A 26,824-nucleotide genomic window follows, 5' to 3' on the forward strand; every position below is an offset into this window, starting at 1 on the left:
CTGCAATAAATTTGTGATAGAAATTAAAAAAATGGTACAAAGCAAAAAGCTCCATTAAAAAAAAACTTGACATCGTTTATATTCATGTTATAATCATTATAAATAAATAGTCACCTTTAAACTGGTCCCGTGAGGCTGGTAAGGTGAGGCGAAAAGATATAAGGAAAAAAAGCCTTTCTCTGCCTGACGGAGGAGGGCTTTTTTTGTGCCCTAAATCTGTTATCGATAAATAATATTCTAATAAAAAATTCCCTATGCCTCACGGCATAGGGAATTTTTTTAAGGAGGAATAATATGTTTAAAAACTACGGGCTGTTGGGTATTGAACATTTAGAAAAAGAAGAGATTGAAAAAATATTGGAGCTGGCGTTTTTTTACAAAGATTGTATTAAAAAAAATATTAAAAAATTATCCGCACTTAAAGGAAAATCAGTAGTTAATTTATTTTACGAACCCAGCACCAGAACAAAAAATTCCTTTGAGTTAGCCGCAAAATACCTTGGCGCAAATGTAATAAATTTTACCACTCAGGGAAGCAGCGTACAAAAAGGAGAGACATTAAAAGATACCGTCTCAACTTTAACTGCCATGGGAATCGATGCAGTAATTATAAGACATAATGTCTCAGGTACTCCAATGTACTTAAAAAAATATATAAATCTTCCTGTAATTAATGCAGGAGATGGAATGCACGAACATCCTACCCAGGCTTTACTCGATATGATGACTGTTATGGAATACAAAGGAACTCTTAAGGACTTAAAAATTGCGATAATTGGGGATATCGCCCACAGCAGAGTAGCTAAATCAAATTTAATAGGGTTTTCCAAAATGGGGGCAAAAGTATTTTTAGCAGGTCCCTCTACATTAGTTCCTGAGGCAGCCAAAAAGTTTGGTGCAATAATTAGTTACAATGTAAAGGAAGCCGTAAAAGAAGCAGATGTGGTAATGGGGCTTAGATTACAATTGGAGCGACAAAAAAAGAATTTATTTCCCAGTACCGGTGAATATGCCAAATATTATGGAATCAATTCAACGGTGTTAAATTTAGCTAAACCGGATGTGTTACTGTTACACCCTGGTCCTGTCAATAGAGAAGTTGAACTTACTTCTGAAGTAATGGATGGAGAAAAGTCCTGCATTGGCGAACAGGTTACAAATGGTGTAGCCATTAGAATGGCGGTTTTAAATCTTCTCATAGGAGGTAATGAGTATGAAAAAGCTGTTTAAAAATGCAAGGGTTATAGACCCATTTCAAGGAATTGATGATATTTTTGATCTATTAATCGAGGGTGAAAAAATAGCAGCTATAGACGTAAATTTATCGATATCCGATGCAGATGTAGAAGATCTTTCCGGAAAAATAATTACCCCTGGGCTGATAGATATGCATGTACATTTTCGGGAGCCCGGTTTTGAAAAAAAAGAAGATATTAAAACGGGGATGCTTGCTGCCGCAAAAGGTGGTTTTACCGCCGTAGCCTGTATGCCCAACACAAATCCTCCCTTAGATAATCCCTATTTAATAAAGTATGTAATTGATAGAGCCAAAGAATATGACCTAATAAGGTTATATCCTATAGGATGTGTCACTAAAGGGAGATTAGGACAAGAACTTTCTGAAATTGGAAAGATGTGTGAACAAGGAGCTGTAGCATTTTCGGATGATGGAAATCCAATTGCAAATAGTGCATTAATGAGAAGAGCCCTTCAATATGCAAAAGGGTTTGAAAAAGTAATAATAGATCACTGTGAGGATTTAAGTTTATCCGAAGGTGGTCAGATAAATGAGGGCTATATGAGCTTTAAATTGGGTCTAACTGGAATTCCGGCATCGGCCGAAGAGATAATGGTTGCAAGGGATGTAATCCTTGCAAAGGAAACGAATTCGAAAATTCATATTGCACATGTAAGCACAAAAGGATCAGTAGAAATTATTAGAAGAGCCAAAGAATCTGGAATTAATGTAACCTGTGAGGTAACCCCCCATCATCTAATATTAACAGAAGATATAGTAGAAGAATACAATACCTTAGCAAAGGTAAACCCGCCTTTAAGAACCTTAGAGGATATAGAGGCTCTGTTAGAAGGATTGAGAGATGGAACAATAGATTGCATTGCCTCAGACCACGCCCCCCATACTAAGGAAGAAAAGGAAATGGAATTCGAATATGCTCCCTTTGGAATTTCTGGTATAGAGACATCCTTAGGAATAATTATTGACAGATTGGTATCCAAAGGGATTATATCTTTTGCTCAAATGGTAGAAAAAATGTCCCTGAACCCTGCAAAAATATTGAACATTAATGGAGGCAGGTTAAAAAAGGGAGATTATGCTGATATTACTATTATTGACCCGGATTTAGAATGGGTTGTAAATAATAAAGAGTTTCTGTCAAAAGGTAAAAATACGCCCTTTAATGGTTATAAATTAAAGGGTAAAGCAATCAGGACAATTGTAAGAGGTAAAGAAGTTTATAGGGAGGACTATTATGAAAGCTTTGTTGGCACTGGAAGACGGTTCGGTATATGAAGGGATTGCTGTAGGTTCAAGCGGAACAAAATATGGCGAACTGGTTTTTACAACAGGCATGACGGGATATCAGGAAGTTTTAACCGACCCCTCTTATGCTGGTCAAATTATTCTGTTTACTTTTCCCCTAATAGGCAATTACGGTACATTTGATGAATTTCAAGAATCCACAAAAATTTACGCAAGAGGTGCTGTAGCAAAAGAATTAAATGATATGTCCTTTACTGAAATTGAAAATTTAACAAATTATTTAATTAAAAATAAGACATTAATGATAACCAATATTGATACAAGAGCAATCACTTTAAAACTTAGAAATTATGGAGTTATGAAGGCAGCTATTTCAAGTGAATTAAATGAATCTGAACTTATAGAACTTGTAAAAAAAGCCCCAGGTTTATCTGAAGAAAATCTTATTAAAGAAGTAACCTCCTCTGAAAAGGTAATATATAAACCTACTTCCCAAGCTATAATCCCTCTAAAAATTGGTGTAATGGATTTTGGAGTTAAAAAAGGTATTATTAATGCATTATTAAATAGAGGTTGTGAAGTGGTTGTTTTCCCCGCATTTACTTCTTTTGAAGAGATTTTAAAAGAAAATTTAGACGGATTAATATTGTCCAATGGGCCCGGTGATCCTAAGAATGTTCAATTCGCCATAAAAAATATTAAAAACCTTATCGGCAAATTACCCATTTTCGGTATATGCCTTGGACATCAACTCTTGTCCCTTGCTTTAGGATGTGAAACTTATAAGTTAAAATTCGGCCACAGAGGTTCCAACCATCCCGTAATAGATTTAAAAATTAAAAAAGCTTTTATAACTACTCAAAACCACGGTTTTGCAGTTTCTGAAAAAGGTTTGGATAAAAATATTAAAATCACTCACATAAATGCGAATGATAAAACAATAGAGGGTATTGAATGCCCGGATTATAATATTTTTTCAGTACAATTTCATCCGGAAGCTTGTCCTGGTCCAAACGACACTGATTATCTATTTGATAAATTTATCCGATTAATTTTAAAGGAGGAAGCTAATGCCTAAGGATCAAAATTTAAAAAAGGTATTGATTATTGGTTCGGGGCCTATAATAATCGGACAGGCTGCTGAATTCGACTACTCTGGCACCCAAGGATGTCTTGCTTTAAAGGAAGAAGGTATAAAAGTAATACTTTTAAACAGCAATCCTGCTACAATTATGACCGATCCAAAGGTAGCGGATAAGGTGTACATGGAACCAATTAATATAGATTTCGCAGAAAAAATTATACAAATAGAAAAACCCGACGGAATTCTGCCCACCCTCGGTGGGCAAGCAGGATTGAATCTTGCTGCAGAACTTTACGAAAGAGGAATTCTTAAAAGGCAAGGTGTAAGATTACTCGGTACTCCGATTACTGCAATTAAAAAAGCAGAAGATAGAAAGCTTTTTAAAAATTTAATGATAAAAATAGGAGAACCGGTACCAGAAAGTGCGATAGTAAAAAACGAAAACGAAGCTTTAGAATTTGCAAAAAAGCATGGTTTCCCTCTGGTAATAAGACCTGCTTATACCTTAGGAGGTACAGGTGGAGGAATTGCATTTAATGAAAAAGAATTGATAGAAATTACCAAATTAGGACTTCTATACAGCAGAATAAAACAGGTTTTGATCGAAAAAAGCTTACTCGGTATGAAAGAAATAGAATACGAAGTAATCAGGGATAAAAAAGGTCAATGTATAACCGTATGTAACATGGAAAATATTGACCCGGTTGGGGTTCATACCGGAGACAGCATAGTAGTTGCACCAAGCCTTACACTTAGTGACAAAGAATATCATATGTTAAGAAAAGCCGCAATAAAAATAATAAATGCTCTTAAAGTAGAGGGAGGATGTAATATTCAATTTGCTCTCGACAGTAAAAGCGGTAAATATTATGTAATAGAGGTAAATCCAAGGGTATCAAGATCCAGTGCTCTTGCATCAAAAGCCACAGGTTATCCAATCGCAAAAATAGCTGCGAAAATTGCGCTGGGCTATACCCTTGATGAGCTAAAAAATCCGATAACGGAAAAAACAGCCTTTTTTGAGCCGGCTTTAGATTATGTTGTAGTAAAATTACCTCGTTTCCCCTTTGATAAATTTGAGGATGCGGATAGGACTTTAAATACCCAGATGAAGGCTACAGGTGAAGTAATGGCAATAGGCAGAACCTTTGAATATGCGTTAATGAAGGCAATTAGGTCTTTAGAACAGGGCTATTTAGGACTTATAATATCAGACTTCAGTAATATTTGCGATGATGAACTTTTAAAATTAATTTGTATTCCAACGGATAAAAGAATTTTCGCAATAGCTGAAGGCCTTAGAAGAGGACTAACCCCTGAATTAATTTCAGAGAAAAGTAAAATAGATCGCTTTTTTATAGAAAAAATAAACAACATCGTAAATGTGGAAAAACAACTTATAGAAAATCCCACCGAAGAAATAATTAATAAAGCAAAAATGATGGGCTTCCCCGATAAATTGATATCGGAAATAATAAACAAAAATGAGGAAGAAGTAAAACAAAAAACTAAAATCCGTATCTCTTATAAAATGGTAGATACCTGTGCAGGAGAATTTCAAGCCTTCACTCCCTATTATTACTCCAGTATTGGTGAAGATAATGAAGCTCATCCGTTAGAGGGTAAAAAAGTAGTGGTAATAGGTTCTGGTCCTATTAGAATAGGTCAGGGAATAGAATTTGATTACTGCAGTGTTCACGCTATTAACGGAGCAAAAAAAGAAGGATATAAGGCTATAATTATTAATAATAACCCCGAAACGGTAAGTACCGATTTTACAATAGCCGATAGGTTATATTTTGAGCCCCTGTATATAGAGGATGTACTTTCAGTTATTGAAAATGAAAAACCAGATGGGGTGTTACTGCAATTTGGAGGTCAAACTGCTATAAATTTAGCAGAAAAATTAGCCCGAAAAAAAGTAAAAATCTTCGGTACTCCCGTAGAATCAATAGATATTGCTGAAGACAGAGAAAAATTTGATAAACTTCTGGAAAAATTAGATATAAAAAGACCTCCCGGTGTCGCAGTAAAAAGTAAACAAGAAGCCGTATTTGCGGCATCAAAAATAGGTTTTCCTGTATTGATTAGGCCCTCCTATGTTCTGGGCGGCAGAGCAATGGAAATTATATATGGCATAGAAGAACTTGAAGAATATCTAACAAAAGCAACAAAAGTGTCGGAGGAAAAACCTATACTAATTGATAAATATATTTCAGGCAAAGAGGTGGAAGTAGACGCAATATCCGATGGAAAAGAAGTATTAATACCCGGAATTATGGAACATATAGAAAGGGCAGGAATTCATTCGGGAGATAGCATTGCCATTTGCCCTCCCAAAGATTTAAAAAAGGAAACCATAGAAAAAATAATTAATTATACTGAAAAAATATCTATAGCCTTAAAAGTTCGCGGTTTAATAAACATTCAATTTGTGGTGGATAAAGATGAAGTTTACGTGATAGAAGTAAATCCCAGATCCAGTAGAACCGTTCCATTTTTAAGTAAAATAACAAATATTCCTTTAGCAGAAATAGCAGCAAGGATCGCATTAGGAAAGAATTTAAAGGAATTGGGATTAAGAGGGGGTCTTTATAAACAGGATGGAATATTCGCGGTAAAGATGCCGGTATTTTCTTTCTCAAAGCTAAAGAAGGTCGAACCTTCCTTAGGTCCTGAAATGAAATCCACCGGTGAGGTTATAGGAATGGATAAAAACCTTGAAAAGGCTTTGTATAAAGCGTTTTTAGCCACAGGTGTGAAAATACCTTGCCAGGGGACTATTTTAGCGACCATTGCCGACAAAGATAAAAAAGAAGCGATTAACTTATTAAGAAAATTTCATAAACTGGGCTTTTCTATCATAGCTACAGAAGGAACAGCAAAAGCTCTTGAAAAAGCAAAAATCCCTGCAGAAAAGGTTAAAAAAGTGCATGAACAAGAACCTAATATTTTAGATTGTATAAGGGAAGGGAGGGTGCAGTTAGTTATAAATACCCTTACAAAGGGGAAAGCACCCGAAAGAGATGGATTTAAAATAAGAAGGGCTGCTACCGAAACCGGTATACTTTGCATTACTTCAATGGATACTGCAAAAGCTCTATACAAGGTTCTGGAATCAATAACTTTAAAACCTGTAAGCATAGATTGTTCCGGAGGTATAAAATGAAAATAAATGAGAAGGGAATAATTTTAGAAAACAAAAAGATTAGCAATAATATCCATTTATTAAAAATACATGCACCCAAAATATCCATATTTTCACATCCTGGTCAGTTTGCAATGCTAAAAATAAATGATAATACACCCTTTTTAAGAAGGCCTTTTAGCTTTGCCTGGACGAATAAAGAAAAAGGGGAAGTAAATTTTTGTATAAAAGTAGTTGGAGAAGGGACAAAATACTTATCCAGGAAAAAACCACAAGAAGTATTAGACATCATTGGTCCTTTAGGAAATGGCTTTCCAATGGAAAAAGATTTTTTAGAATATAAAAGCTTTGTTATATTAGGTGGAGGTATGGGGGCTGCTCCCTTAGCCTTTTTGGCAAAATACTGCAAGGATTTGAAAATAGAAAAAATTGCATTTTTAGGAGCAAAAACAAAAGATGAAATTATTTTGAGTGATATTTTTGAAGAAACGGGCTTTAAGGTAAATATTTCCACAGACGACGGCAGTGAAGGGATAAAATCAAGTGTTTTGGAATCGTTAGTTTCTAAAATTGACAGCATAAAAAAGCCTTTTATTTTATATGCTTGCGGGCCTAAAAATATGCTAAAAGGCTTAAAAAAGTTAAATTTAAAATATTGCAAAATTTACGCTTCCTTAGAAGAAAAGATGGCCTGTGGAATAGGAGCCTGTTTGGGGTGTGCCGTAAAAACATCCGGGGGTAGTTATAAAAGGGTCTGTAGAGATGGCCCGGTATTTAATATCAACGATATTGATTTTGAGGAGGATCAAAATGGAGAATAATATTTTAAATAAAGTAATAATAGCACTGGATTTTTCCGATGAAACAAAGGCTTTAGAGATAGTAGAAATTTTGAAAGATGATATTAATATTTTTAAAATAGGTTTGGAGCTTTTTATATCCAGCGGTCCAAAAATTATAGAAAAAATCCGTTCGAAAAACAAACAGGTATTTCTGGACTTAAAATTTCATGATATTCCCAATACTATTAAAAAAGCTTTAAACGCTTTGATGGAGTACGATATTTTTATGACCACAATTCATGCATTGGGTGGCAGAAAAATGTTAAAAGAAGCAAAAGATTCAATAATTGAAGCTTCGGAAAAGAAAAATAAGAAAAGACCTTTGCTGATAGCCGTAACTTTATTAACAAGTTTATCCAATGATGATCTTATTGAAATAGGCATCAAAGAAAATTTAGAAGAAGAGGTTTTAAATCTTGCTAAGATTTCAAAAGAAGAAGGTATAGATGGAATTGTTTCATCGCCTTTAGAATTACCTTATTTAAAAAAAGAGTTAAAAAACGAGCTATTATTAATTACTCCTGGAATAAGAAATGGGACCGTTCCCATACCTGGTGATGATCAAAGGCGGAATTCAAGCCTTAAACAAGCTATTTATCAAGGTGCGGATTTCGTAGTGATTGGAAGACAAATAACATTAGCAGAAGATCCAAAAAAAGCTTTATATTATTTATTAGGTCAGGAGTGATAAGATTTGGATTATTTAATAGAAAAATTTGCGCAACTTGGTGCAATTAAAAAAGGACATTTTCTGTTATCATCTGGAAAACATAGCGATACCTATATTCAGTGTGCAAAAATTTTTGAATACCCTTTAGAAGCCCAGAATATAGTAAATATTTTAGCGCAAAAATTATATGGGCAAAAAGTGGACACAGTAATTGGCCCTGCAATTGGAGGTATTACGGTAGCGTATGAAATGGCCAGAGCACTTGGCGTCAGGGCTATTTTCGCAGAAAGAGAAAAGGGAATATTTACCTTAAGAAGAGGATTTGAAATAAAAGAAAAAGAAAAACTTTTAGTAGTAGAAGATGTAATTACAACGGGAGGTTCTGCCCGAGAAGTAATAGACCTGGTGAGAAACCTAAAGGGAGAAGTAATCGGAGTAGCTTCTTTGGTCGACAGAAGTAAAGAAAAAGATATTTTTGATCTGCCTTTTTATAGTTTAGTGAAGATAGACCTTGAAATATACGACGAGGAGGATTGCCCGCTTTGCAAAAAAGGAATTCCATATGTAAAACCAGGGAGCCGGGAATTAAAAAAATAAATCTGGAAGTAAAAATAGGAGATATAAACTTCAAAAACCCTGTTATGAACGCTTCGGGCACCTTTGATTTTTTCGAGTATATGGATTTTTTTAATGTAAATGAAATGGGAGCCTTTATTCATAAGAGCATCACTTTAAAAGAACGAAAAGGAAATCCACCCCCGAGAATTGCTGAAGTATTAGGTGGTATGATAAATTCTATTGGAATTCAAAATGAAGGTGTTGATAAGTTTTCGAGCTTCTGGCAAGAAAATAAAGATTTTATAAAAACAAATTTTATTGTCAGTATCGCCGGTACCTCCTATGCTGAATATGAAGAAATTGTAGAGAAATTGGAAAGCAATAGTTTCTTTTCTGGCTATGAAATAAATATATCCTGTCCCAATATAGAAAAAGGTGGAAGATCTTTCGGACAAAGCCCCAAAGATACTTATGAAGTTGTTAAAAGAATAAAAAATAAAACCAGGAAAACCGTAATAGTTAAATTAAGCCCTTTTGTAACGGATATTACGGAAATAGCAAAAAAGTCAAAAGAAGCGGGAGCCGATGCCATTACAGTTGCCAATACAATTCCTGCTATTAAAATAAATTTAAAGACCAAAAAACCGTCGTTAGGAAATATTATCGGAGGTTTATCTGGACCCGTAACCAAGCCGATTATTATGAAGCTAATTTATGAAATAATAAAAAAGAATATCAAAATTCCAATTATAGCCTGCGGAGGAATAACAAATACCGAAGATGCTTTGGAATATTTAGCCTTAGGTGCAAGTGCTGTTCAAATTGGTACTGCAAATTTTATTAACCCCCTTGTAATTAAAGAAGTAATAGAAGGATTAGAAACATACTTGTTACAACAAAAAATCTATGACATAATGGAATTTATTGGAATATTAAAAATTTAACACATTTATTGAATAAAATTCATGCATAACAGAAGGATTTTAAAAATAAATGTAGAATAAATAATAAAAATCCAAAATGCACTGTAACTCTTTAAAAAGTTACCACGCATTTTGGATCAAACAGGCAGGAAGTTTATTATGATTTATCCAAAAAATACAATTTATATAGTAGGAAATTCTAAATCTCAACAAAATAATCCTATTACGCATATCTATAATGTTTTTTTCATAGGATTTGTGGTAGATAAAAGTACAGGACTTATTTTAGACGTCGATGCATCATTCATATTACAAAGTTCTATCAATTTTATTAAATCCCTTTTTGTAGGAAGAAGTATGGACGAAGATATAAATTCAATTATAGAAGAAATTGAAGCAAGATACTTTGGTTCTTCTCAAAAAGCCATAATTGTAGCTTTTAAGGACGCTCATAAAAAATATCATCAAATTAAAAACGGGAAAAAGAATATTGAAGAAATTTAAGGCTGCTTTATTACCTAATACTTCGGTAATAAAATCCAGCCAATACGTTTTCAATGCGTATTTGGCTGGATTTATTTTTTTGGAGGTGGTTAAAACGAAAATTGTTGACATTAAGATAGGAACTATAAAAGCGTCTTTAAAAAAGCCCTTTATTACTTCTCTCAGGAAAGCTATAGAAATTGAAGATGTAGTGGTCAAAATAATAACCAGCGAAGGAATAGAAGGATATGGCGAAGCCGCACCTATTCCTGCAATTACCGGAGAAACAAAAGGCTCGATTATTGAAGCTATAGAAAAATTTATTAAACCCGCAATAATAGAAATGAATATTGAAGAATTTGAAGAAATAGTAAAAAGAATAAATAGTTCAATTTTACATAATACCAGCGCAAAAGCTGCGTGTGATATTGCTCTGTACGATATAATTTCAAAATTTTATAAAATTCCTTTGTATGAATTTCTCGGAGGTGCAAAAAAAGTTTTAGAATCTGATATTACTATAAGCCTGAATGAATTAGAACAAATGGTTCTTGATTCCATCCAAGCTGTTAACCAGGGGTTTAATACTTTAAAAATCAAAGTAGGAGGTGATTATAAAAAGGATATTCTAAAGATAAAAGCCATAAGGGAAGCTGTTGGAGAAAAAATAAAATTAAGAGTAGACGCAAATCAAGGATGGAACCCAAAAGAAGCAATAATAGCCGCTAACGAAATTGCAAAATACGATATTGAGCTTTTGGAACAGCCTGTTAAGGCGTATGATTTAGAAGGCTTAAGAGAAGTAACGAAAAACTCGCCTATTCCGGTAATGGCTGATGAAAGTATTTTTTCTCCTTATGATGCTTTTAAAATCATTTCAATGAAAGCTGCCGACATAATAAATATTAAACTAATGAAATGTGGTGGAATATATAATGCTTTACTAATAAATTCCTTAGCTGAGTCTGCTGGGATCGAGTGTATGATAGGAAGTATGATGGAAGGGACAATTTCAGTTACAGCTGCTGCACATTTGGCTTTTGCAAAATCAAATATTACGCGATGCGATTTGGATGCTCCTTTTCTCCTCAATAACAATCCCGTGAAAGGAGGTATTTCATATAAGGGGCCTGAAATAATATTCCCTAAATATTCAGGTCTTGGCATAGAAAATATAGAAATATAATAAATTTATATGAGCTACAGTAACAAACTTAGAAAAAGAATATTCTTACAACATGAATTATATATTTTTCCGAAAAACAATTTTTAAATTACACTAAAATATTTTTTCAACTATAATAAAATTAATCTATGGAGGTGAAAACAACTTTAAAAACTCGCCTTAGAATAACCCAGAATAAATTAATAGGGGGGTCTTATTTATGAAAAAGAAATTTTTTGCTGTTATCTTAATTGCTGCAATTGCAATTAGCCTTTTTGCCGGATGCGGTACAAAAAATCAAGCGCAACAGCCTTCACAGCAGCAAACTCAAAATACTGCCCAGGTTTTAAATGATTATTTTACCGATGATCCAAATGGTTTTGACGTTCAGGAAAGTACGACCCTGTCTATGTATACTATGGCAAGGCTCTTATATAGCACATTAGTAAGGTACAAAGGAGAAACTTTAGAACTTGAACCAGAGCTTTTAGCAAAAATGCCCGAAATATCTGAAAATGGTAAAGTTTATACTTTTGAACTCAAAAAAGGAATAAAATTTCATGATGGGCAAACTGAATTAAAATCCGATGACGTGAAATTCACAATCGAGCGTATGCTTGATCCTAACGGTAAAGGTGCAAGCACATGGCTTTTCGAACCGATTCTCGGCGCAAAGGCTTTCATGGAAGGAAAATCGAATTCCCTTGAGGGCTTCAAAAAAATAGATGATTATAAGTTCCAAATAATATTGGAAAAACCTTATGCTCCTTTCATACAGAATTTTGCAGTTCCCTCCGCATCTATATACTCGGAAAAACTTGTTAAAGCTGGTGGCGATAATTGGAAATTCAACCCAATGGGAACAGGGCCCTTCAAATTGAAGAAATACGTACCAAACACCGAAATCGTTTTAGAGAAAAACCCCGATTACTTTGAGCCTGGATTGCCAAAACTTGATGAGATCCGTTTCAGGATAATTCCTGACGATACTACAGCAGTTATGGAATTTGAAAATGGTACCCTTGACGTGGCTACAATTCCTATAACTGAATATCAGAGGATTAAGGATTCAGGAAAATACAATGTTTTAGAAAGTGTAGCGTTAAATACATATTATTTCTTAATGAACGTCAGCGATCCAAAATGGTCTGATGTACGCATAAGAAAAGCTATGGCTATGGCTATTGACAAGAAAAAATTAGTAGAAACCCTATATGGCCCACGGGGAACAGTGGCAAAAGCCTTTGTAACACCTGGAATCCCGGGAGCATACGAATTAGGTCAGGGTCCAGCCTATGATTATAACCCTGATGAGGCGAAAAAATTGGTGAAAGAATTAGGCGGAAATGTAAAAGTTGAAGCTTGGCAAAGAGGTGGAGACAGGTTAACAGACGCTAATATTGCCATTCAGGCAATGGCAAAAGAAGTAGGTATTGATCTTGATATCAAAATAGTAGAAAGGGCTGCTTTCGGAGACGCGAGGAGTAAGGGTAAAATTCCTGCAAACTATGGCAACTGGTGGGCAGATATCCCTGATCCCGATAACTATTTATATACATTCTTTGCAAAGACCAATCAAATGTCTTCAGGTTACAACAATAAAAAAGTTCAAGAAATGTTAGAACAGGCTCGTGCAGAAACTGATACTGTAAAACGAAATGAACTTTACAGAAAAATTGAGGATACAATCGTTAAAGAAGATGTGGCTGTCATCCCCTTATTCCATATAAAGAGTTTGCTTGCAACACAGAAAAATGTGAAGGGGATATTTATTCATCCTACCGGCGTAACGGTATACATTAATGCATACAAAGAATAATTTATTTATAGTTTAATTTTCCTTTTTTACTTAGAGAAATCTTAATAGGAGAGATGCACTTACTTTGTGCATCTCTCCACGTTTACTTCTTGGAGGTGTAACGTTTGTTAGAATATATTTTTAGAAGGTTGCTTTTTTCTATTCCCGTATTAATAGGGGTATCGTTAATAACGTTTATCTTGCTCAATGTGGTTCCAGGAGATCCGGTAGTAGAAATGCTCGGTAAACACGCAGATCCGCAAACTGTACAAAAAATAAGGCAACAATTGGGTTTAAACGATCCACTATATATTCAGTACTTCAGGTTTTTGTTTAATGCAGTAAGAGGCGATTTAGGAAGGTCTTTTAAGACAGGTCAACCTGTAACAAAAATGATTTTGGAAACCTTCCCAACCACTTTAAAGCTTGCACTTTCATCAGCTTTTGTAGCAATAATAATAGGTCTTACTGTTGGAATAATTTCAGCTGTTAAACAGTATTCTTTTTTTGATCATTTCTCCATGCTTATAGCATTAGCGGGAATTAGCGCACCAATTTTTTGGGTAGCTGTTATTGCACAAATATATTTTGGGCTATATTTGGGATGGCTACCAATTTCAGGATATTCTTCAATAAAGCACATGATTTTGCCAGCAGTTGTTTTGGGTATTAGATTTGCTGCTTCCATTGCAAGATATACCAGGAGTATGATGCTTGATGTAATAAGACAGGATTATATAAGAACTGCCCGTGCTAAAGGTTTAGCTGAAAAAACGGTAATTTTTGTCCATGCGCTAAAAAATGCTCTAATTCCGGTGGTTACTATAATTGGAATGCAAATAAGCGGGCTATTAACCGGCTCCATATTAACGGAAACGATATTTGCCATACCAGGGATAGGAAGACTTTCTGTATGGGCTTTATCTAATAGGGATTTTCCTCTCGTTCAGGGGACGGTTCTTTTTACAGCAGTAATTTTTGTCATAGGAAATTTAATAGTAGATCTTTCCTATGCCTATTTAGATCCAAGAGTCAGGCTACAGTAAGGGGGCATCAAGAGTGGCTGAAAATTTTTCCTTTTGGCAAGATGCATTTAAGAGGTTAAAACGAAACCGTCCTGCAATGATTGGACTTGTTATAATTATTTTATTTACCCTTCTTGCTATTTTATCTCCGGTGCTTTCACCAGCCGACCCGATAAAACAAGACCTTTCAAATAGATTAAAACCCCCGGGGTCCCCATCAAATATTTGTAAAAACGGTATTTATATCCTTGGTTCAGATGAATTTGGAAGAGATATATTATCAAGGATTTTATATGGTGCACGAATTTCTTTAAGTGTCGGCATTATCTCTCAAATATTAGTGACAATCGTCGGAGTAACCATGGGGTCATTAGCAGGTTATTACGGTGGGAAAATCGATATGTTGATTATGAGGCTTGCCGATATTCTATTTGCATTTCCTGACCTTTTGTTTTATATAGGAGTAATGTTTGCTTTAGGTCCGAGTATCTATAATGTTTTTGTAGCATTAGCATTGATAGGATGGGCAGGAATGGCTCGTTTAGTAAGAAGTCAGGTAATTTCCTTAAGGGAGATGGAATATATTGAAGCTGCCAAAGCTCAAGGTTTATCTGATTTAAGAATAATATTGAAACATATTCTCCCCAATTGTGTAGGACCGATAATTGTCTCTATTACAATGGGAATTCCGGGAGCAATTTTAGCTGAGGCTTCACTTTCCTTTTTAGGATTGGGTGTTCAGCCGCCTACACCAAGTTGGGGAAACATGATTTACGCCGCAAGGGCTTATATGAGAACAAACCCAATGTATTCGGTATGGCCAGGTCTTGCAATAATGATTATGGTATTTTCTTTTAATCTTTTAGGTGACGGTTTGAGGGATGCCTTTGATCCTAAATTAAAAAGATAAAATTACTTATAATGAGGGGTTTAAAATGAATGTTAATAATATCAACAAATTGTTTTTAATAATATTACTTTTTTGTCTTTTAATATCTTTAGGAGGGTGTAACAAAAATATGAAATATGACAATACCTTACCTGCTTTTAGCAGCGAAAAACTTTCAGAACTCACTATTCAAACAAAAAAGGAAGTTTTAAATAAAATTGGGCTTACCGAAAGAGAAATAATATTAGATATAAGTGTAAGTTTAGATAAAAAAAATAACCTGCTTTTTGCAGGTAAAACTTCTGATAGTAATTTAAAAGAGTTGTATATTAAATCATTTTTTAAATTTATAGGAGAGGAAAACTCAAAATACGTTGACAATATAACCATACTTCCAGATAAATCTCTTAATGATGAGATTTTTGCCGTAGTAAAATATCCGGTAGTAAATTTAGGAAGCGCTCCAAATAAGGCTTTTGGTGATGACGTGGTAACCCAGGCTAAAATGGGCGATATTTTAAAAATATTTGAAATGAAAGAAAATTGGTATTTTGTTCAAATGGAAGATAATTATTTAGGATGGATAGATGGGAATTATATATGGAGATGCAATAGGGATTCTCTTGAAAATTATAAAAAAAGTAAATTCGTATTTGTAAAAGCTAAAATGACTGATGCTTTAGGAAAAGATTTAAAACCTCTCTTTGATAAAAAATTGGTTCAGGGGACAGTAATACCTTATATTGCTGAAGAGGGAAATAAGATTTCCGCAATAATTCCCGGAGGGCAAAAGGTTTATTTAAATAAAGAAGATGTAATAGTAATAAAATCCCGTGAAGAAGTATTTAATACTAAAAAGGATGCAGAAAGTATAATAAAAACTGCAAAGCAATATTTAAACCTTCCTTACCTTTGGGGAGGAACTACTGCTTATGGTTTTGATTGTTCCGGTCTTACACAATTTGCTTTTAAAATGAACGGTTATAATTTAAGAAGAGATGCTGATATGCAGTTTGAACAAGGTATAGCAATAAAAGATAAAAAGGATTTAAAACCGGGAGATTTAGTATTTTTCCAGACCTATAAAGAAGGTCCTTCTCACGTTGGAATATACATTGGCAATAATAAATTTATACATGCAGGCAGCAAATCCGGTATTTCAATTAACAGTTTTAATAAAAATGATCCCGACTACTCGGAATACCTGGATAAAAGATTTATTGGAGCTCGTCGAATTCTTCCGCAAAATCTTAAGGAGGATTAAAATGGAAAATAAAAAGTTGCTTGAAATAGAAAATCTTACCGTTAACTTTTCTACTGAAGAAGGGATTATAACTGCTGTAGATAATGTGAGCTTTTTTATCAATAGGGGCGAAACTTTGTGTTTAGTAGGTGAGTCGGGCTGTGGAAAATCCGTAACATCATTATCTATAATGCGGCTTTTGCCTTCTCCGCCTGCAAAAATCTCCCCCGGAAAAATAACCTTCGAAAATGAAGATTTACTTAAAAAATCCGAGGTGGAAATGAGAAAAATCAGAGGAAATAAAATTTCTATGATTTTTCAAGAACCAATGACTTCTTTAAACCCCGTTTTTACGATTGGGAAACAGATTTCAGAAGCTATAATTATCCATCAGAAAGTATCGGAAGAAATAGCAAGAGAAAAAACAATTGAAATGCTTAAACTGGTAGGCATACCAAATCCCGAAAAGCGTTATAATGAATATCCTCATCAGATGTCTGGGGGTATGAGGCAAAGAGTAATGATTGCAATGGCATTATCCTGTAATCCTAAACTTTTAATTGCCGATGAACCGACTACCGCTCTTGATGTAACCATTCAAGCTCAAATATTGGAATTAATTTATCAATTAAAAGAGAAAATTGGTATGAGCGTTCTTTTGATAACCCACGACCTTGGAGTTGTAGCTGAAATGGCTGAAAGGGTAATTGTGATGTATGCCGGACAGATTGTAGAAGAAGCAAAAGTAGAAGATTTATTTGAAAACCCACTGCATCCGTATACTAAAGGACTTTTGAAATCTATCCCGCGCCTTGATTCAAAAAAAGGTAAGCTTCACGTAATAGAAGGCACAGTACCAAATCCTCTTAATTTTCCAACAGGATGCCGCTTTAACCCACGATGCCCCGAAGCTAAAAATATATGTAGACAAAAATCTCCAAATCTGGTTTCCATAGGTGAGGGAAGAAAGGTAAGATGTTTTCTTATAGATACAACTCTTGAATCCTCTTTGGAGGTGAAAATTGGTGCACGATAATAATATTCTTAATAATATTCTAATAAAAGTAGAGAATTTAAAAAAATGGTATCCTATAAAAGCGGGAATTCTACAAAGAACGGTAGGTTATGTTAAAGCTGTAGACGATGTAAGTTTCGAAATAAAAAAAGGTGAAACCTTAGGGCTCGTAGGCGAAAGCGGCTGCGGAAAAACTACAACTGCAAGATGTATGTTAAGATTGATAGAACCAACTTCGGGGAGAATATTATATAATGATACAGATCTTATGCAGTTAAATAAAAATGAATTGAGAAAAATACGCCCCAAAATGCAGGTTATATTTCAGGACCCTTATAGTTCGCTTAATCCAAGGCTTACCGTAATGGATATAATAGGAGAGGCATTGGAATTTCATAATATTGCCAAAGGGAAAGAAATGGAAGAAAGGGTTAAAAGCTTACTTGAAATGGTAGGATTATCTTCAAATCACCTAAGAAGATATCCTCACGAATTTTCAGGCGGCCAACGCCAAAGAATAGGAATTGCAAGAGCGTTGGCAACTAACCCGGATTTAATTGTATGTGATGAGCCTGTATCAGCTCTTGATGTTTCTATACAAAGCCAAATTTTGAATTTATTAGATGAGTTAAAAGAAAGATTTAACGTTTCGTATTTATTTATAGCTCATGGTCTTAATGTTGTAAAACACATTTCCGACAGGGTAGGAGTAATGTATTTAGGTAAATTAATTGAGCTCTCAGAAAGTGAAGAAATTTATAAAAATCCATTGCATCCTTATACTCAGGCATTAATTTCAGCTATACCTATACCGGACCCCAAAGTAAGAAAGAAAAAGATATTATTGGAAGGCGATATACCAAGCCCGATAAATCCGCCAAAAGGATGCCGTTTCAATACTCGTTGCAGGTTTGTAAAAGAAATATGTAAAGTCAAAGAACCCATATTAAAAGAAATTTTACCCAATCATTTTGCTGCTTGCCATCTTTACACAGAGCAAGAATAAACAAAAAAAGAGGAAGGATACTACTTCTTCATAAAATAATCATAAATATTTTTTGAAACCTCTCCAATAGTTTTTCTTGCTAAATTATTACTTTCAGCATTATATGTCAGCATAGAAAAAATATAATCATTCTTATTCAAAAATACAATGCCAACATCGTGATCAATTCCTTCTAATTCACCGGTTTTATGTGCAATTTCTACCGTATCGGGTATAAAAAGCCTCATCATAGAGTTGTCTAATTGGGCTTTAAGAATAGTTAGCATCAGATTCGAATACTTTATATCGATTAAAATACCTCTGTACATCATTTCTAATAGAATAGAAATATCTTTTGCAGTAGTATAATTTTCCAAGCCATTTTTTCTCGCTTCATAATCCATCATTTTTCTTTGCAATACAGTATTTTGCAATCCAATACTCTTTATAAATGTATTAACATTATCCATACCTACCATATCAATTAAAATGTTAGTAGCAGTATTATCGCTTTGTATAATCATTAATGTAATTAAATCTTTTAATGTAAAAAGATCAGTATCCAATAAGGAAAGGATACTAAAGGGCACTTTATCTTTTTGTTTAATTTTAATTTTTTCTTCAAGTTTCAATATCTTTTCGTTTACTTGTTTAAAAATTACAACCATTATAGGGATTTTTATAAGGCTTGCGCTGGGAATCACTTTATTTTCATCATAACATATAACTTCTCCGGTAAACAGGTTTTTAACAAATAGGCTATATTTTATTTTGGTAATATCGATTTTATGAAGTATAGAAACAGACATTAAAAAAACACTCCTTTTTTAAAAGTTAAAATAAAATACCTTCATTTTTTAATTTTAAATTATTTCTTACTCAAAAAATATAATATTTTTATCTATTTTATCATTCGTTTTTCGAAAAACCTAGTTAAAAACTAAAAATTTTTAATATACATTTTTAAATCAATATCAGTCAAATATCTTCTTAAAAAGCCTCGAAAATATTATTTTGTAAACATAATGTATATTATCGGACGTTTTTTTTTATAAAATATCACCCCTCCCTCTCTCCCTTCTGGTTTTATATCCTATATTCTTTGTCAACTTTTCGAACACCAGTTTAAAAAAAATAAAAACAATGTTATAATTAATCAGATAGAATTTTTATTATTTACGATTATAATTATACTTATTTTTATCGATTGGAGTGATATTTTTGCAGAAAGATTTAACACCCCGTCAGAAACAAATTCTCGAATATATTTACGACTTTGTTAGAACTAAAGGTTACCCTCCTTCTGTCAGAGAAATATGTGCGGCTACTAATTTACGTTCTACAGCTACCGTTCACGGTTATCTTGTTCAATTAGAAAAAAAAGGCTACCTTTCAAGAGACCCTCAGAAACCAAGAGCTATTGATGTAATCGATAAAAAGGCATTAAACAATCAAGTTGTAGATGTACCCTTGATTGGCAAAGTTACGGCAGGTCAACCTATTCTAGCAGAAGAAAATATAGAAGAAATATATTCCCTCTCAAAAGAACTTCTTCATGATTCTAATGTATTCATGCTTAAAGTTCAAGGAGATAGCATGATTGAAGCAGGTATAATGAATGGAGACTACGTATTTGTTAAAGTTACAAATACAGCAGAAAATGGTGATATAGTAGTTGCATTAATAGAGGACAAAGCAACAGTAAAAAGATTTTATAAAGAAGACAATTTTATAAGGTTGCAACCGGAGAATCCATATATGCAACCTATTATTGTTAAAGATGTAAAGATTTTGGGTAAAGTTATTGGTCTATTTAGAAAATATTAAAATAACATAGAGGTTTATGGAAATTCAATAAGATTTTTTTCATTTAAATTTTGTAATGCACATAATATGCCTAATTTAATATGATAAAAGCTTGTCCCTCCTTGTACATATACAACATAGGGTTCTCTAATCGGAGCATCGGCACTTAATTCGATTGAAGCCCCCTGTACAAAGCTACCTCCTGCCATTATGACCTGGTGATTATATCCCGGCATATCCCATGGTTCTGGCGTTACATGTGAATCCACAGGTCCAACCTTTTGTAGACCTTTACAAAACTCAATCAATGTTTCTTTGTTTTTTAACAATATAGCGGTTACAATATCGCTTCTTTTTTCTTCTTTTTTTGGAAACACTTCAAATCCCAATTTTTCAAATAAACATGAAATAAAGAGTGCGCCTTTTTTTGCCTCACTTACCACTTTAGGAGCATAAAAAAGACCCTGGATAATTAATCGATTGGGCAAAATTGATGGGCCACAATTTTTCCCTATCCCCGGTGCAAAGAGCTTATAAGAACATAATTCAACTAAATTCTTTTTTCCCGTAATATATCCACCTGTAGGTGTAATACCCCCTCCAGGATTTTTTATTAATGAACCCGCACACAAATCAGCGCCGACTTCCGTAGGTTCAATTTCTTCAACAAATTCTCCGTAACAATTATCTACCAAGCATATAATTTTTTCATTTATGTTTTTTATAAATTTAATAATCTTTCCTATCTCAAGAACAGATAGCGAGGGTCTCAAGCTGTATCCTCTACTTCTTTGGATTAAAACCATTTTAGTGTTTTTATTAATATTCTTTTTTATTGATTCAAAATCGATTTCCCCATTTCTAAAATCTATTTTTTTAAACTTTATATTGAAATCCTTTAAAGATCCATTATTTTCTCCTTCTATAACATCTTTTAAAGTATCGTAAGGTTCACCGGTTACGGATATAAGTTCATCTCCAGGCCTTAAAATCCCAAAAAGACATATAGTTAATGCATGGGTTCCTGAAATTATTTGAGGTCTTACCAATGCATCTTCAGAACGAAATACACTTTTATAGATCTTTTCTACCATTTCCCTTCCCAAGTCATTATATCCATATCCGGTTGATTCTACCAAGCAATAATCGGATAGCTCATTTTTTACCATTGCATTAATAACCTTATATTGATTATATTCCTCCGTTCTATCAATTTCCAAAAAACTTTCCTTCAATTCCTCAATTACTTCCTGAGAAATTTTAATTATTTTTTCATCTATATTAAAATGCTCTTTAATAAACTCTATGGGTTCGTTGTGCAATTTTATCTAAACCTCCTGATTTTTTTCTAACATTTTATCACTCTCTATTAAGTCTTGCAACTTCGAATTACAAACAGGGCAATAGCCTTTATTCCATAATTCTTCCTTTAATTTAATCAAATATATTTTTTCAATTTCCAATGAATTTTCTTTTTTGCCTAATTTTTTACCAATTATAAACCCTATTGAAAAAAAAGAGAAATAATAAATTAATGCTTTTAAAATATTATTAGCCACCATTATATATATCCCCTACCCTTCTTTATTACTTATAAAGTCATTATTACTAAAATCATAATTCCGGACAAAAAATAAAATAATACTTAAACAAATATATGAAAAAAATGTTTTCAAATAATCTAAATATAAAGATATTAACACACATAATATAAAAACCATTAAACACTCTGCTTTGCCTATTTTCCATGCAAATCCCTTCTTAAACGGTTTATCTTTTTCATAATCTATATAATCATCCAATAGTTGAACACTGGCTATTAAAAATATAGATGAAGACATCTCTTTTACCCCAAACATAAAAATTCCAATAAGTAAAACCACAATTATTTCAGCACGAAAAGTTATACCTAAATTCGATTTTTCATCAACGTTGTAAAGCATTCCTGTGATATACGAAGACATAAAAATGCTTATACTGTAGTTAAAGTCAGCTATAACGGCTATGGCAAATAATAAAAGCGAATAAGGTAATATCCCCTTTTTCAATAAATGCGATAAATTTTTACTATTTGTCAAATTATCTTTATCTTCATCCAAATAGTCATCCATAAGTTTTATAACGATACCTATAAAAAGTAATGATAAAAATTTTTTAAGTAAATTAAATAGAGCTAATAACAAAAGATTTCACCTCTTTAAAACCTTTTTTGTATTTCGCAGAAATAGGTATTACCAAATTACCCCTGAATAAAATTCTTATTTTTTCGAAATTTTCTTTACCTTCCGGTAAATCTATTTTATTCGCTAAAATACAATATCCCTTTTTTATTTCAGCAAATTTCGCTATTGTAAAATCAATGTCACTTAGAGAATTAGGTAAATTTTTATCAATAGCCGAAGAATCAATAATATGTAATATAATATCCGTTTGCTGTATTAACTGCAATGTATAAGCAATACCCTTTCTGATATCCTTTTCAGGATGAATGTTATCTATAAATCCAACTGTATCAATAAATTTTACAGTTTTTTTTCCCTTATTTAATGGAACGTTTATAATAATGGAATATATTTGTCTTGTCTTATGAATATTATTATCTACCAACTCCTCAAGTGCTTTTTTTATGGAATACCTCTTTATCATTTTTAAACCATCAAGAGAACTTACTTCAAATTCCAATTCTTTTATTCCCAAAAATTCCGCAAAGTTAATTAAAAAGAGGGTTTTTCCCACATTGGGTTTTCCTATTATCGTTAGTTGTTTCAAAATATCCCCCCTTTCAACAACCAATGTATTTTTATATATTCTTATTCTTATATGTCTTTTTAAATTCATATTAAAAATAGAAAATAAAAAAAGCGCGGTTATTCATTACCTCGCTTATAATTTTCACATAAGTCTTTTAGTGTTATTGATTGAGCTGTATTTAAAATATTATCGTTTATTTTTTTCCATACGTTTCTTGTCACGCATCTATCTTTATTATCACAATAACTAATACCTTCATTTAAACAATCCACAAGAGTAATGGATCCTTCCAGAACAGATAAGATATCGGCTACGGTTATTTCTTCGGGGTTTCTAGATAAAATATATCCTCCTTGAGACCCTCGAATGCTTTTTACCAGATTTGCATTTTTAAGTAATGTGATAATTTGCTCTAAATAATTTTCAGATATTTTTTCTTCTTCCGCAATTTTGCTCAAAGGCACCGCACCCTGATTATAATATAGTGCCAATTTAACCATTGCTCTTAGACCATACCGAGATCTTGTTGATAACCTCAAAGAAATTACCTCCCGTCTTTTAAAAAAGGTATGTTAAAAAATACCTGATTTCCTATAGAAATAGTATTTTTTTATTTTAAATTTACCACATGTTTTTAGAATTAGTCAATTTTAATGTCAATTCTATAATCAGTATTATTTATTTACAATTAGTATTGTTTATATTAAAATAGTTTAAAATTAAAAAAATTTATTATACTGTCTTATTGTTCACCTTAGGAGGGTAATCATGGATTACAAAAATTTACTGGAAGTAATTTTAACCAATCTCGATGAAGGAATTATAGTAGTAGATAAAAATGCTAACGTTACCTTTTTTAATGAACCTGCTACGGAAATAGCCGGTCTTGACCCCGGTAAAGCCCTCGGCAAGAATATATTAGAACTTTTCCCTGATCTTACAGAAAAGACCAGTACTTTTTATAATGTATTAAAAAATAAAAGGCCTTTAATTGATTATGTACAAACTTATACAAATATAAAAGGCAAAAAGGTTACAATAGTAACTTCCACAATGCCAATCATACAAAATGGCGAACTTATAGGTGCGGTGGAAATATACAGAGATATAACAAATTTAAAAGATTTAGCCGAAAAGATTGTTTCACTCCAAAAAGAGTTATATTATAAATCTAAAAACCCTGAAAAATATAACGGCAACGGAACTATTTATACTTTTGAAGATATTATCGGAAAAAGTAAGATAATCGAGGAGTTAAAAAATAAAGCATACAAGGTTGCAAATAGCGATTCTCCCATTTTCATTTATGGCGAAACGGGTGTGGGGAAGGAACTTTTTGTTCAAGCTATTCACAATGCAAATATTAAACGTTGTAAAAAACCCTTTATTGCACAAAATTGCGCTGCTATACCGAGAACTCTATTGGAAAGTATTTTATTCGGTATTTCAGCAGGTAGCTTTACAGGAGCCAAAGAAAAAGCAGGATTATTCGAATTAGCTAATGAAGGTACATTATACTTAGACGAAATAAATTCAATGGATTTAGAACTTCAAGCTAAACTTTTAAGAGTTCTTCAGGATGGTTTTATAAGAAGAGTTGGTGGAGAAAAGGCTTTCAAAGTAGATGTAAGAATTACAGCATCATCCAATGAAGATCCCAAAATGCTAATTGAAAAAGGTTTATTAAGACAGGATCTTTTCTATAGACTTCATGTTATTTCTTTTTATATTCCCCCTTTAAGAGAAAGGAAAGAAGATATCCCTGTATTAATAGAGCACTTTCTAAACCATTTCAATAAAAAGTTAAATAAAAAAATAATAGGTATTAAAGAAGATGCTTTGACTTTGCTGGTAAACTATCAATGGCCCGGTAATGTGCGAGAGCTTAGATCGGTAATTGAAAATATTGCTAATTTTACTGATAATAGTCTAATATCAACTGATGATATTCCGGATTATATTAAAAGTTTAGCCAATACGTTAAATTATCAAAAATATTATATGGAGGTTCCTGAAAATATACAATCTTTAAAAGAAATGGTGGAAACTTTCGAAAAAAATTTGATAATTTGTACATTGCAAAAAGTTAATGGTAACCTTTCAAAAGCTTCAAGAATACTTAAAATACCCAAGCAAACCCTGCACAATAAAATAAAAAAATATAATATAAAAAAGAAAATAGATTTTTCATAACTTTTTTATAAAAAATCCGGGGTAATCCCCGGATTTTTTATACTTATTTATTTTTTATCCCTATTTATTCTTTCCTTCAACAGTAGCGTAGATGAAATCTGGATCAGATCCACTTGTAAAAGTTCTTACCAAGCCCTGGACATAATCTTTTTTAACCCATATCTTTTCCCTGAAATACAGCGGAATTACCACACCTTTTTCAAGCAGGTATTTTTCTGCTTCAAACATTACTTCATTTCTCTTTTTAAAATCCGATGTGGTTTTTGCAATCTGACATAATTCATTGTATTTTTCGTCAGTCCAACCACTATTTGTCATACCTTCACTTATAGTCCAGTAATCCAAATATGTCATCGGGTCATCGTAATCAGGTCCCCATCGTGTAATCATTACTTCGTAATCACCTTTTCTCATCCTCTGGAGCCTTTCTTTGAAAGTATAAGTTTTTATAGATACATTAATTCCCAGATTTCTAATCAACATATCCTGGATTGCCTCAATTCCTACTTTCGTACCAGAACTATCATCTACAGCTATTTCAATATTTATTTTTGAAGGATCACTGATATTTAATTCCTGCATTGCTTTATTTAGATATTCTTTTGCCTTTTGTACATCAGCTTTTGCTGGATAAAAATCATAAGGATATTCTTCTACAAATTTCTTCTCTAAACCGCTTAAAGTTGGTGGAATATGCCTTGTTGCAGGTTTTGATATGCCTTTAAATGCCATGTTTATATAATCTTCCCTATCAATTGCAAAACCGATTGCTTTTCTAAAGTTTTCATTGCCCAGCCATGGTTTATCTTCTTTTTTCATATTAAATCTTATGAAATATTCATAACTATCCATATAAGTCAGGGCTTTACCTTCGCTTTTTGCTTTATCTACGAGTACAGTTGGCACATCAGCAAAATCAAGCTCATTGTTTTCAAACATCTGGTATGCGGTATTTGGATCAGCAACAATTAAAATTCTAACCCTATCAAGCTTTATTTTATCTTTTGCCCAATAATTCGGGTTTTTCTCCAAAACAATTTCCTGTTCGTGTTTCCATTCCTTAATAATAAAGGGCCCGTTATATACCATTTTATCAGCGTCAGCAGCATATTTTTCACCGTATTTCTCTACCAATTCTTTTTTAGATGGCAAGAATGAGATAAAACCTAAAAGACTTTCAAAATATTTTACCGGCGCTCTTAGAGTAATCTGTAAAGTTTTTTCATCTAAAGCTTTTACTCCTATTTGATTCGGATCATTTATTTTACCGAGATTATAATCCTCTCCGTTTAATATGTAATACCCCTGAAAGGAATAACCGGATGCTACTTTTGGATCCAGTAATCTTTTTATGGAATATTCAAAGTCGTAAGCTGTTACCTTTGTCCCGTCACTCCATTTTGCATCTCTTAAATGAAAGGTATAAACTTTTTTATCCTCAGAAACCTCCCATTTCTCAGCCATACCAGGATATACTTTTCCATCGTAATACCTTACCAAACCTTCGAACACGGCATTTCCTACAATTATTGAATATTGGTCTGTAGCGAGCTGTGGATCAAGAGTGGGTGGTTCCGACGCAATTGAAAACACAAGCTCCTGTGCAGGTTTTGAAGAATTACTGGAACATCCCGCTAAAAAACCCGCAACCATAATAAAGATTAGCAGTAAAGCCGTTGTTTTTTTGAACATTAAAAAACCCCCTCTGCAAAAGTAATAAAAATTTAGTTAAAATTATATCAC

25 protein-coding genes are annotated in these 26,824 nt (G+C 33.0%); 18 read left to right on the forward strand and 7 right to left on the reverse strand.

The window, feature by feature from the left end; genetic code table 11:
- The first annotated feature begins 294 nt into the window (after positions 1–294).
- From ACPLOV_RS09490 to ACPLOV_RS09565, 16 genes are all read left to right on the forward strand, one after another.
- A complete protein-coding gene (locus tag ACPLOV_RS09490) occupies positions 295–1,230 on the forward strand; it encodes an aspartate carbamoyltransferase catalytic subunit (RefSeq protein WP_424908664.1) in 936 nt (311 codons plus the stop codon).
- Entirely contained in the window at positions 1,214–2,533 is a 1,320-nt protein-coding gene (locus tag ACPLOV_RS09495) for a dihydroorotase (RefSeq protein ID WP_424908665.1), read from the forward strand. The genes ACPLOV_RS09490 and ACPLOV_RS09495 overlap by 17 nt, the downstream gene beginning before the upstream one ends.
- The gene (gene carA / locus ACPLOV_RS09500; protein WP_424908666.1) at positions 2,493–3,581 is read left to right on the forward strand and encodes a glutamine-hydrolyzing carbamoyl-phosphate synthase small subunit; all 1,089 of its coding nucleotides are present in this window, start codon (positions 2,493–2,495) and stop codon (positions 3,579–3,581) included. Before ACPLOV_RS09495 ends, carA begins: the two co-directional genes overlap by 41 nt.
- On the forward strand, positions 3,574–6,756 hold the full coding sequence (gene carB, locus ACPLOV_RS09505; RefSeq protein ID WP_424911072.1) for a carbamoyl-phosphate synthase large subunit: 3,183 nt from the start codon (positions 3,574–3,576) through the stop codon (positions 6,754–6,756). The genes carA and carB overlap by 8 nt, the downstream gene beginning before the upstream one ends.
- Positions 6,753–7,556 carry a dihydroorotate dehydrogenase electron transfer subunit gene (locus tag ACPLOV_RS09510; protein ID WP_424908668.1) on the forward strand — a complete coding sequence of 268 codons (804 nt, stop codon included), beginning with the start codon at positions 6,753–6,755 and terminating at the stop codon, positions 7,554–7,556. The genes carB and ACPLOV_RS09510 overlap by 4 nt, the downstream gene beginning before the upstream one ends.
- Positions 7,546–8,265 carry an orotidine-5'-phosphate decarboxylase gene (gene pyrF / locus ACPLOV_RS09515; protein ID WP_424908669.1) on the forward strand — a complete coding sequence of 240 codons (720 nt, stop codon included), beginning with the start codon at positions 7,546–7,548 and terminating at the stop codon, positions 8,263–8,265. The genes ACPLOV_RS09510 and pyrF overlap by 11 nt, the downstream gene beginning before the upstream one ends.
- A 6-nt stretch (positions 8,266–8,271) precedes the next feature.
- A complete protein-coding gene (pyrE, locus tag ACPLOV_RS09520; RefSeq protein WP_424908670.1) occupies positions 8,272–8,844 on the forward strand; it encodes an orotate phosphoribosyltransferase in 573 nt (190 codons plus the stop codon).
- On the forward strand, positions 8,790–9,749 hold the full coding sequence (locus ACPLOV_RS09525) for a dihydroorotate dehydrogenase (protein ID WP_424908671.1): 960 nt from the start codon (positions 8,790–8,792) through the stop codon (positions 9,747–9,749). The genes pyrE and ACPLOV_RS09525 overlap by 55 nt, the downstream gene beginning before the upstream one ends.
- A gap of 138 nt (positions 9,750–9,887) precedes the next feature.
- Positions 9,888–10,232 (forward strand): DUF3870 domain-containing protein, encoded by a 345-nt coding sequence (locus ACPLOV_RS09530; RefSeq protein ID WP_424908672.1) that lies wholly within the window; start codon positions 9,888–9,890, stop codon positions 10,230–10,232.
- Positions 10,233–10,311: 79 nt separating this feature from the next.
- Complete coding sequence (locus ACPLOV_RS09535) at positions 10,312–11,397, forward strand: dipeptide epimerase (RefSeq protein ID WP_424908688.1); 1,086 nt, start codon at positions 10,312–10,314, stop codon at positions 11,395–11,397.
- A gap of 199 nt (positions 11,398–11,596) precedes the next feature.
- Entirely contained in the window at positions 11,597–13,195 is a 1,599-nt protein-coding gene (locus tag ACPLOV_RS09540) for an ABC transporter substrate-binding protein (RefSeq protein WP_424911073.1), read from the forward strand.
- Between the two features lie 104 nt (positions 13,196–13,299).
- Positions 13,300–14,220 (forward strand): ABC transporter permease, encoded by a 921-nt coding sequence (locus ACPLOV_RS09545; RefSeq protein WP_424908674.1) that lies wholly within the window; start codon positions 13,300–13,302, stop codon positions 14,218–14,220.
- A gap of 13 nt (positions 14,221–14,233) precedes the next feature.
- Positions 14,234–15,109, forward strand: a complete 876-nt coding sequence (locus ACPLOV_RS09550; protein WP_424908675.1) for an ABC transporter permease — start codon at positions 14,234–14,236, stop codon at positions 15,107–15,109.
- A 109-nt stretch (positions 15,110–15,218) separates the two neighbouring features.
- Positions 15,219–16,352, forward strand: a complete 1,134-nt coding sequence (locus tag ACPLOV_RS09555; protein WP_424908676.1) for an NlpC/P60 family protein — start codon at positions 15,219–15,221, stop codon at positions 16,350–16,352.
- A 1-nt stretch (position 16,353) separates the two neighbouring features.
- Entirely contained in the window at positions 16,354–17,367 is a 1,014-nt protein-coding gene (locus tag ACPLOV_RS09560) for an ABC transporter ATP-binding protein (protein ID WP_424908677.1), read from the forward strand.
- On the forward strand, positions 17,357–18,352 hold the full coding sequence (locus tag ACPLOV_RS09565; RefSeq protein ID WP_424908678.1) for an ABC transporter ATP-binding protein: 996 nt from the start codon (positions 17,357–17,359) through the stop codon (positions 18,350–18,352). Before ACPLOV_RS09560 ends, ACPLOV_RS09565 begins: the two co-directional genes overlap by 11 nt.
- Before the next feature lie 20 nt (positions 18,353–18,372).
- Here ACPLOV_RS09565 and ACPLOV_RS09570 read toward each other — a convergent pair whose 3' ends face one another.
- Positions 18,373–19,140, reverse strand: a complete 768-nt coding sequence (locus ACPLOV_RS09570; RefSeq protein WP_424908679.1) for a serine hydrolase — start codon at positions 19,138–19,140, stop codon at positions 18,373–18,375.
- 412 nt (positions 19,141–19,552) lie between these two features.
- On the opposite strand from ACPLOV_RS09570, the gene lexA reads away from it, so the two are divergent.
- On the forward strand, positions 19,553–20,158 hold the full coding sequence (gene lexA / locus ACPLOV_RS09575) for a transcriptional repressor LexA (protein WP_424908680.1): 606 nt from the start codon (positions 19,553–19,555) through the stop codon (positions 20,156–20,158).
- Between the two features lie 14 nt (positions 20,159–20,172).
- On the opposite strand, the gene ACPLOV_RS09580 is transcribed toward lexA, so the two are convergent.
- From ACPLOV_RS09580 to ACPLOV_RS09600, 5 genes are read right to left on the reverse strand one after another with little or no spacing between them, the layout of a single operon-like run.
- Positions 20,173–21,459, reverse strand: a complete 1,287-nt coding sequence (locus ACPLOV_RS09580) for an aminotransferase class I/II-fold pyridoxal phosphate-dependent enzyme (RefSeq protein WP_424908682.1) — start codon at positions 21,457–21,459, stop codon at positions 20,173–20,175.
- 6 nt (positions 21,460–21,465) lie between these two features.
- Entirely contained in the window at positions 21,466–21,699 is a 234-nt protein-coding gene (locus ACPLOV_RS09585; RefSeq protein ID WP_424908683.1) for a hypothetical protein, read from the reverse strand.
- Positions 21,700–21,711: 12 nt separating this feature from the next.
- On the reverse strand, positions 21,712–22,320 hold the full coding sequence (locus tag ACPLOV_RS09590) for a hypothetical protein (protein ID WP_424908684.1): 609 nt from the start codon (positions 22,318–22,320) through the stop codon (positions 21,712–21,714).
- Positions 22,301–22,975 (reverse strand): GTPase, encoded by a 675-nt coding sequence (locus ACPLOV_RS09595; RefSeq protein ID WP_424911074.1) that lies wholly within the window; start codon positions 22,973–22,975, stop codon positions 22,301–22,303. The genes ACPLOV_RS09590 and ACPLOV_RS09595 overlap by 20 nt, the downstream gene beginning before the upstream one ends.
- Positions 22,976–23,004: 29 nt before the next feature.
- On the reverse strand, positions 23,005–23,427 hold the full coding sequence (locus ACPLOV_RS09600; protein WP_424908686.1) for an RrF2 family transcriptional regulator: 423 nt from the start codon (positions 23,425–23,427) through the stop codon (positions 23,005–23,007).
- Positions 23,428–23,656: 229 nt separating this feature from the next.
- Here ACPLOV_RS09600 and ACPLOV_RS09605 point away from each other — a divergent pair, with 229 nt between their 5' ends.
- Positions 23,657–25,081 carry a sigma-54 interaction domain-containing protein gene (locus tag ACPLOV_RS09605; protein ID WP_424911075.1) on the forward strand — a complete coding sequence of 475 codons (1,425 nt, stop codon included), beginning with the start codon at positions 23,657–23,659 and terminating at the stop codon, positions 25,079–25,081.
- Positions 25,082–25,141: 60 nt separating this feature from the next.
- Here the strand turns inward: ACPLOV_RS09605 and ACPLOV_RS09610 are convergent, their stop codons facing one another.
- Entirely contained in the window at positions 25,142–26,773 is a 1,632-nt protein-coding gene (locus ACPLOV_RS09610) for a peptide ABC transporter substrate-binding protein (protein WP_424909957.1), read from the reverse strand.
- Positions 26,774–26,824 lie beyond the last annotated feature (51 nt).

This window comes from Thermovenabulum sp., assembly GCF_049723235.1.
GTDB lineage: Bacteria > Bacillota > Thermosediminibacteria > Thermosediminibacterales > Thermosediminibacteraceae > Thermovenabulum.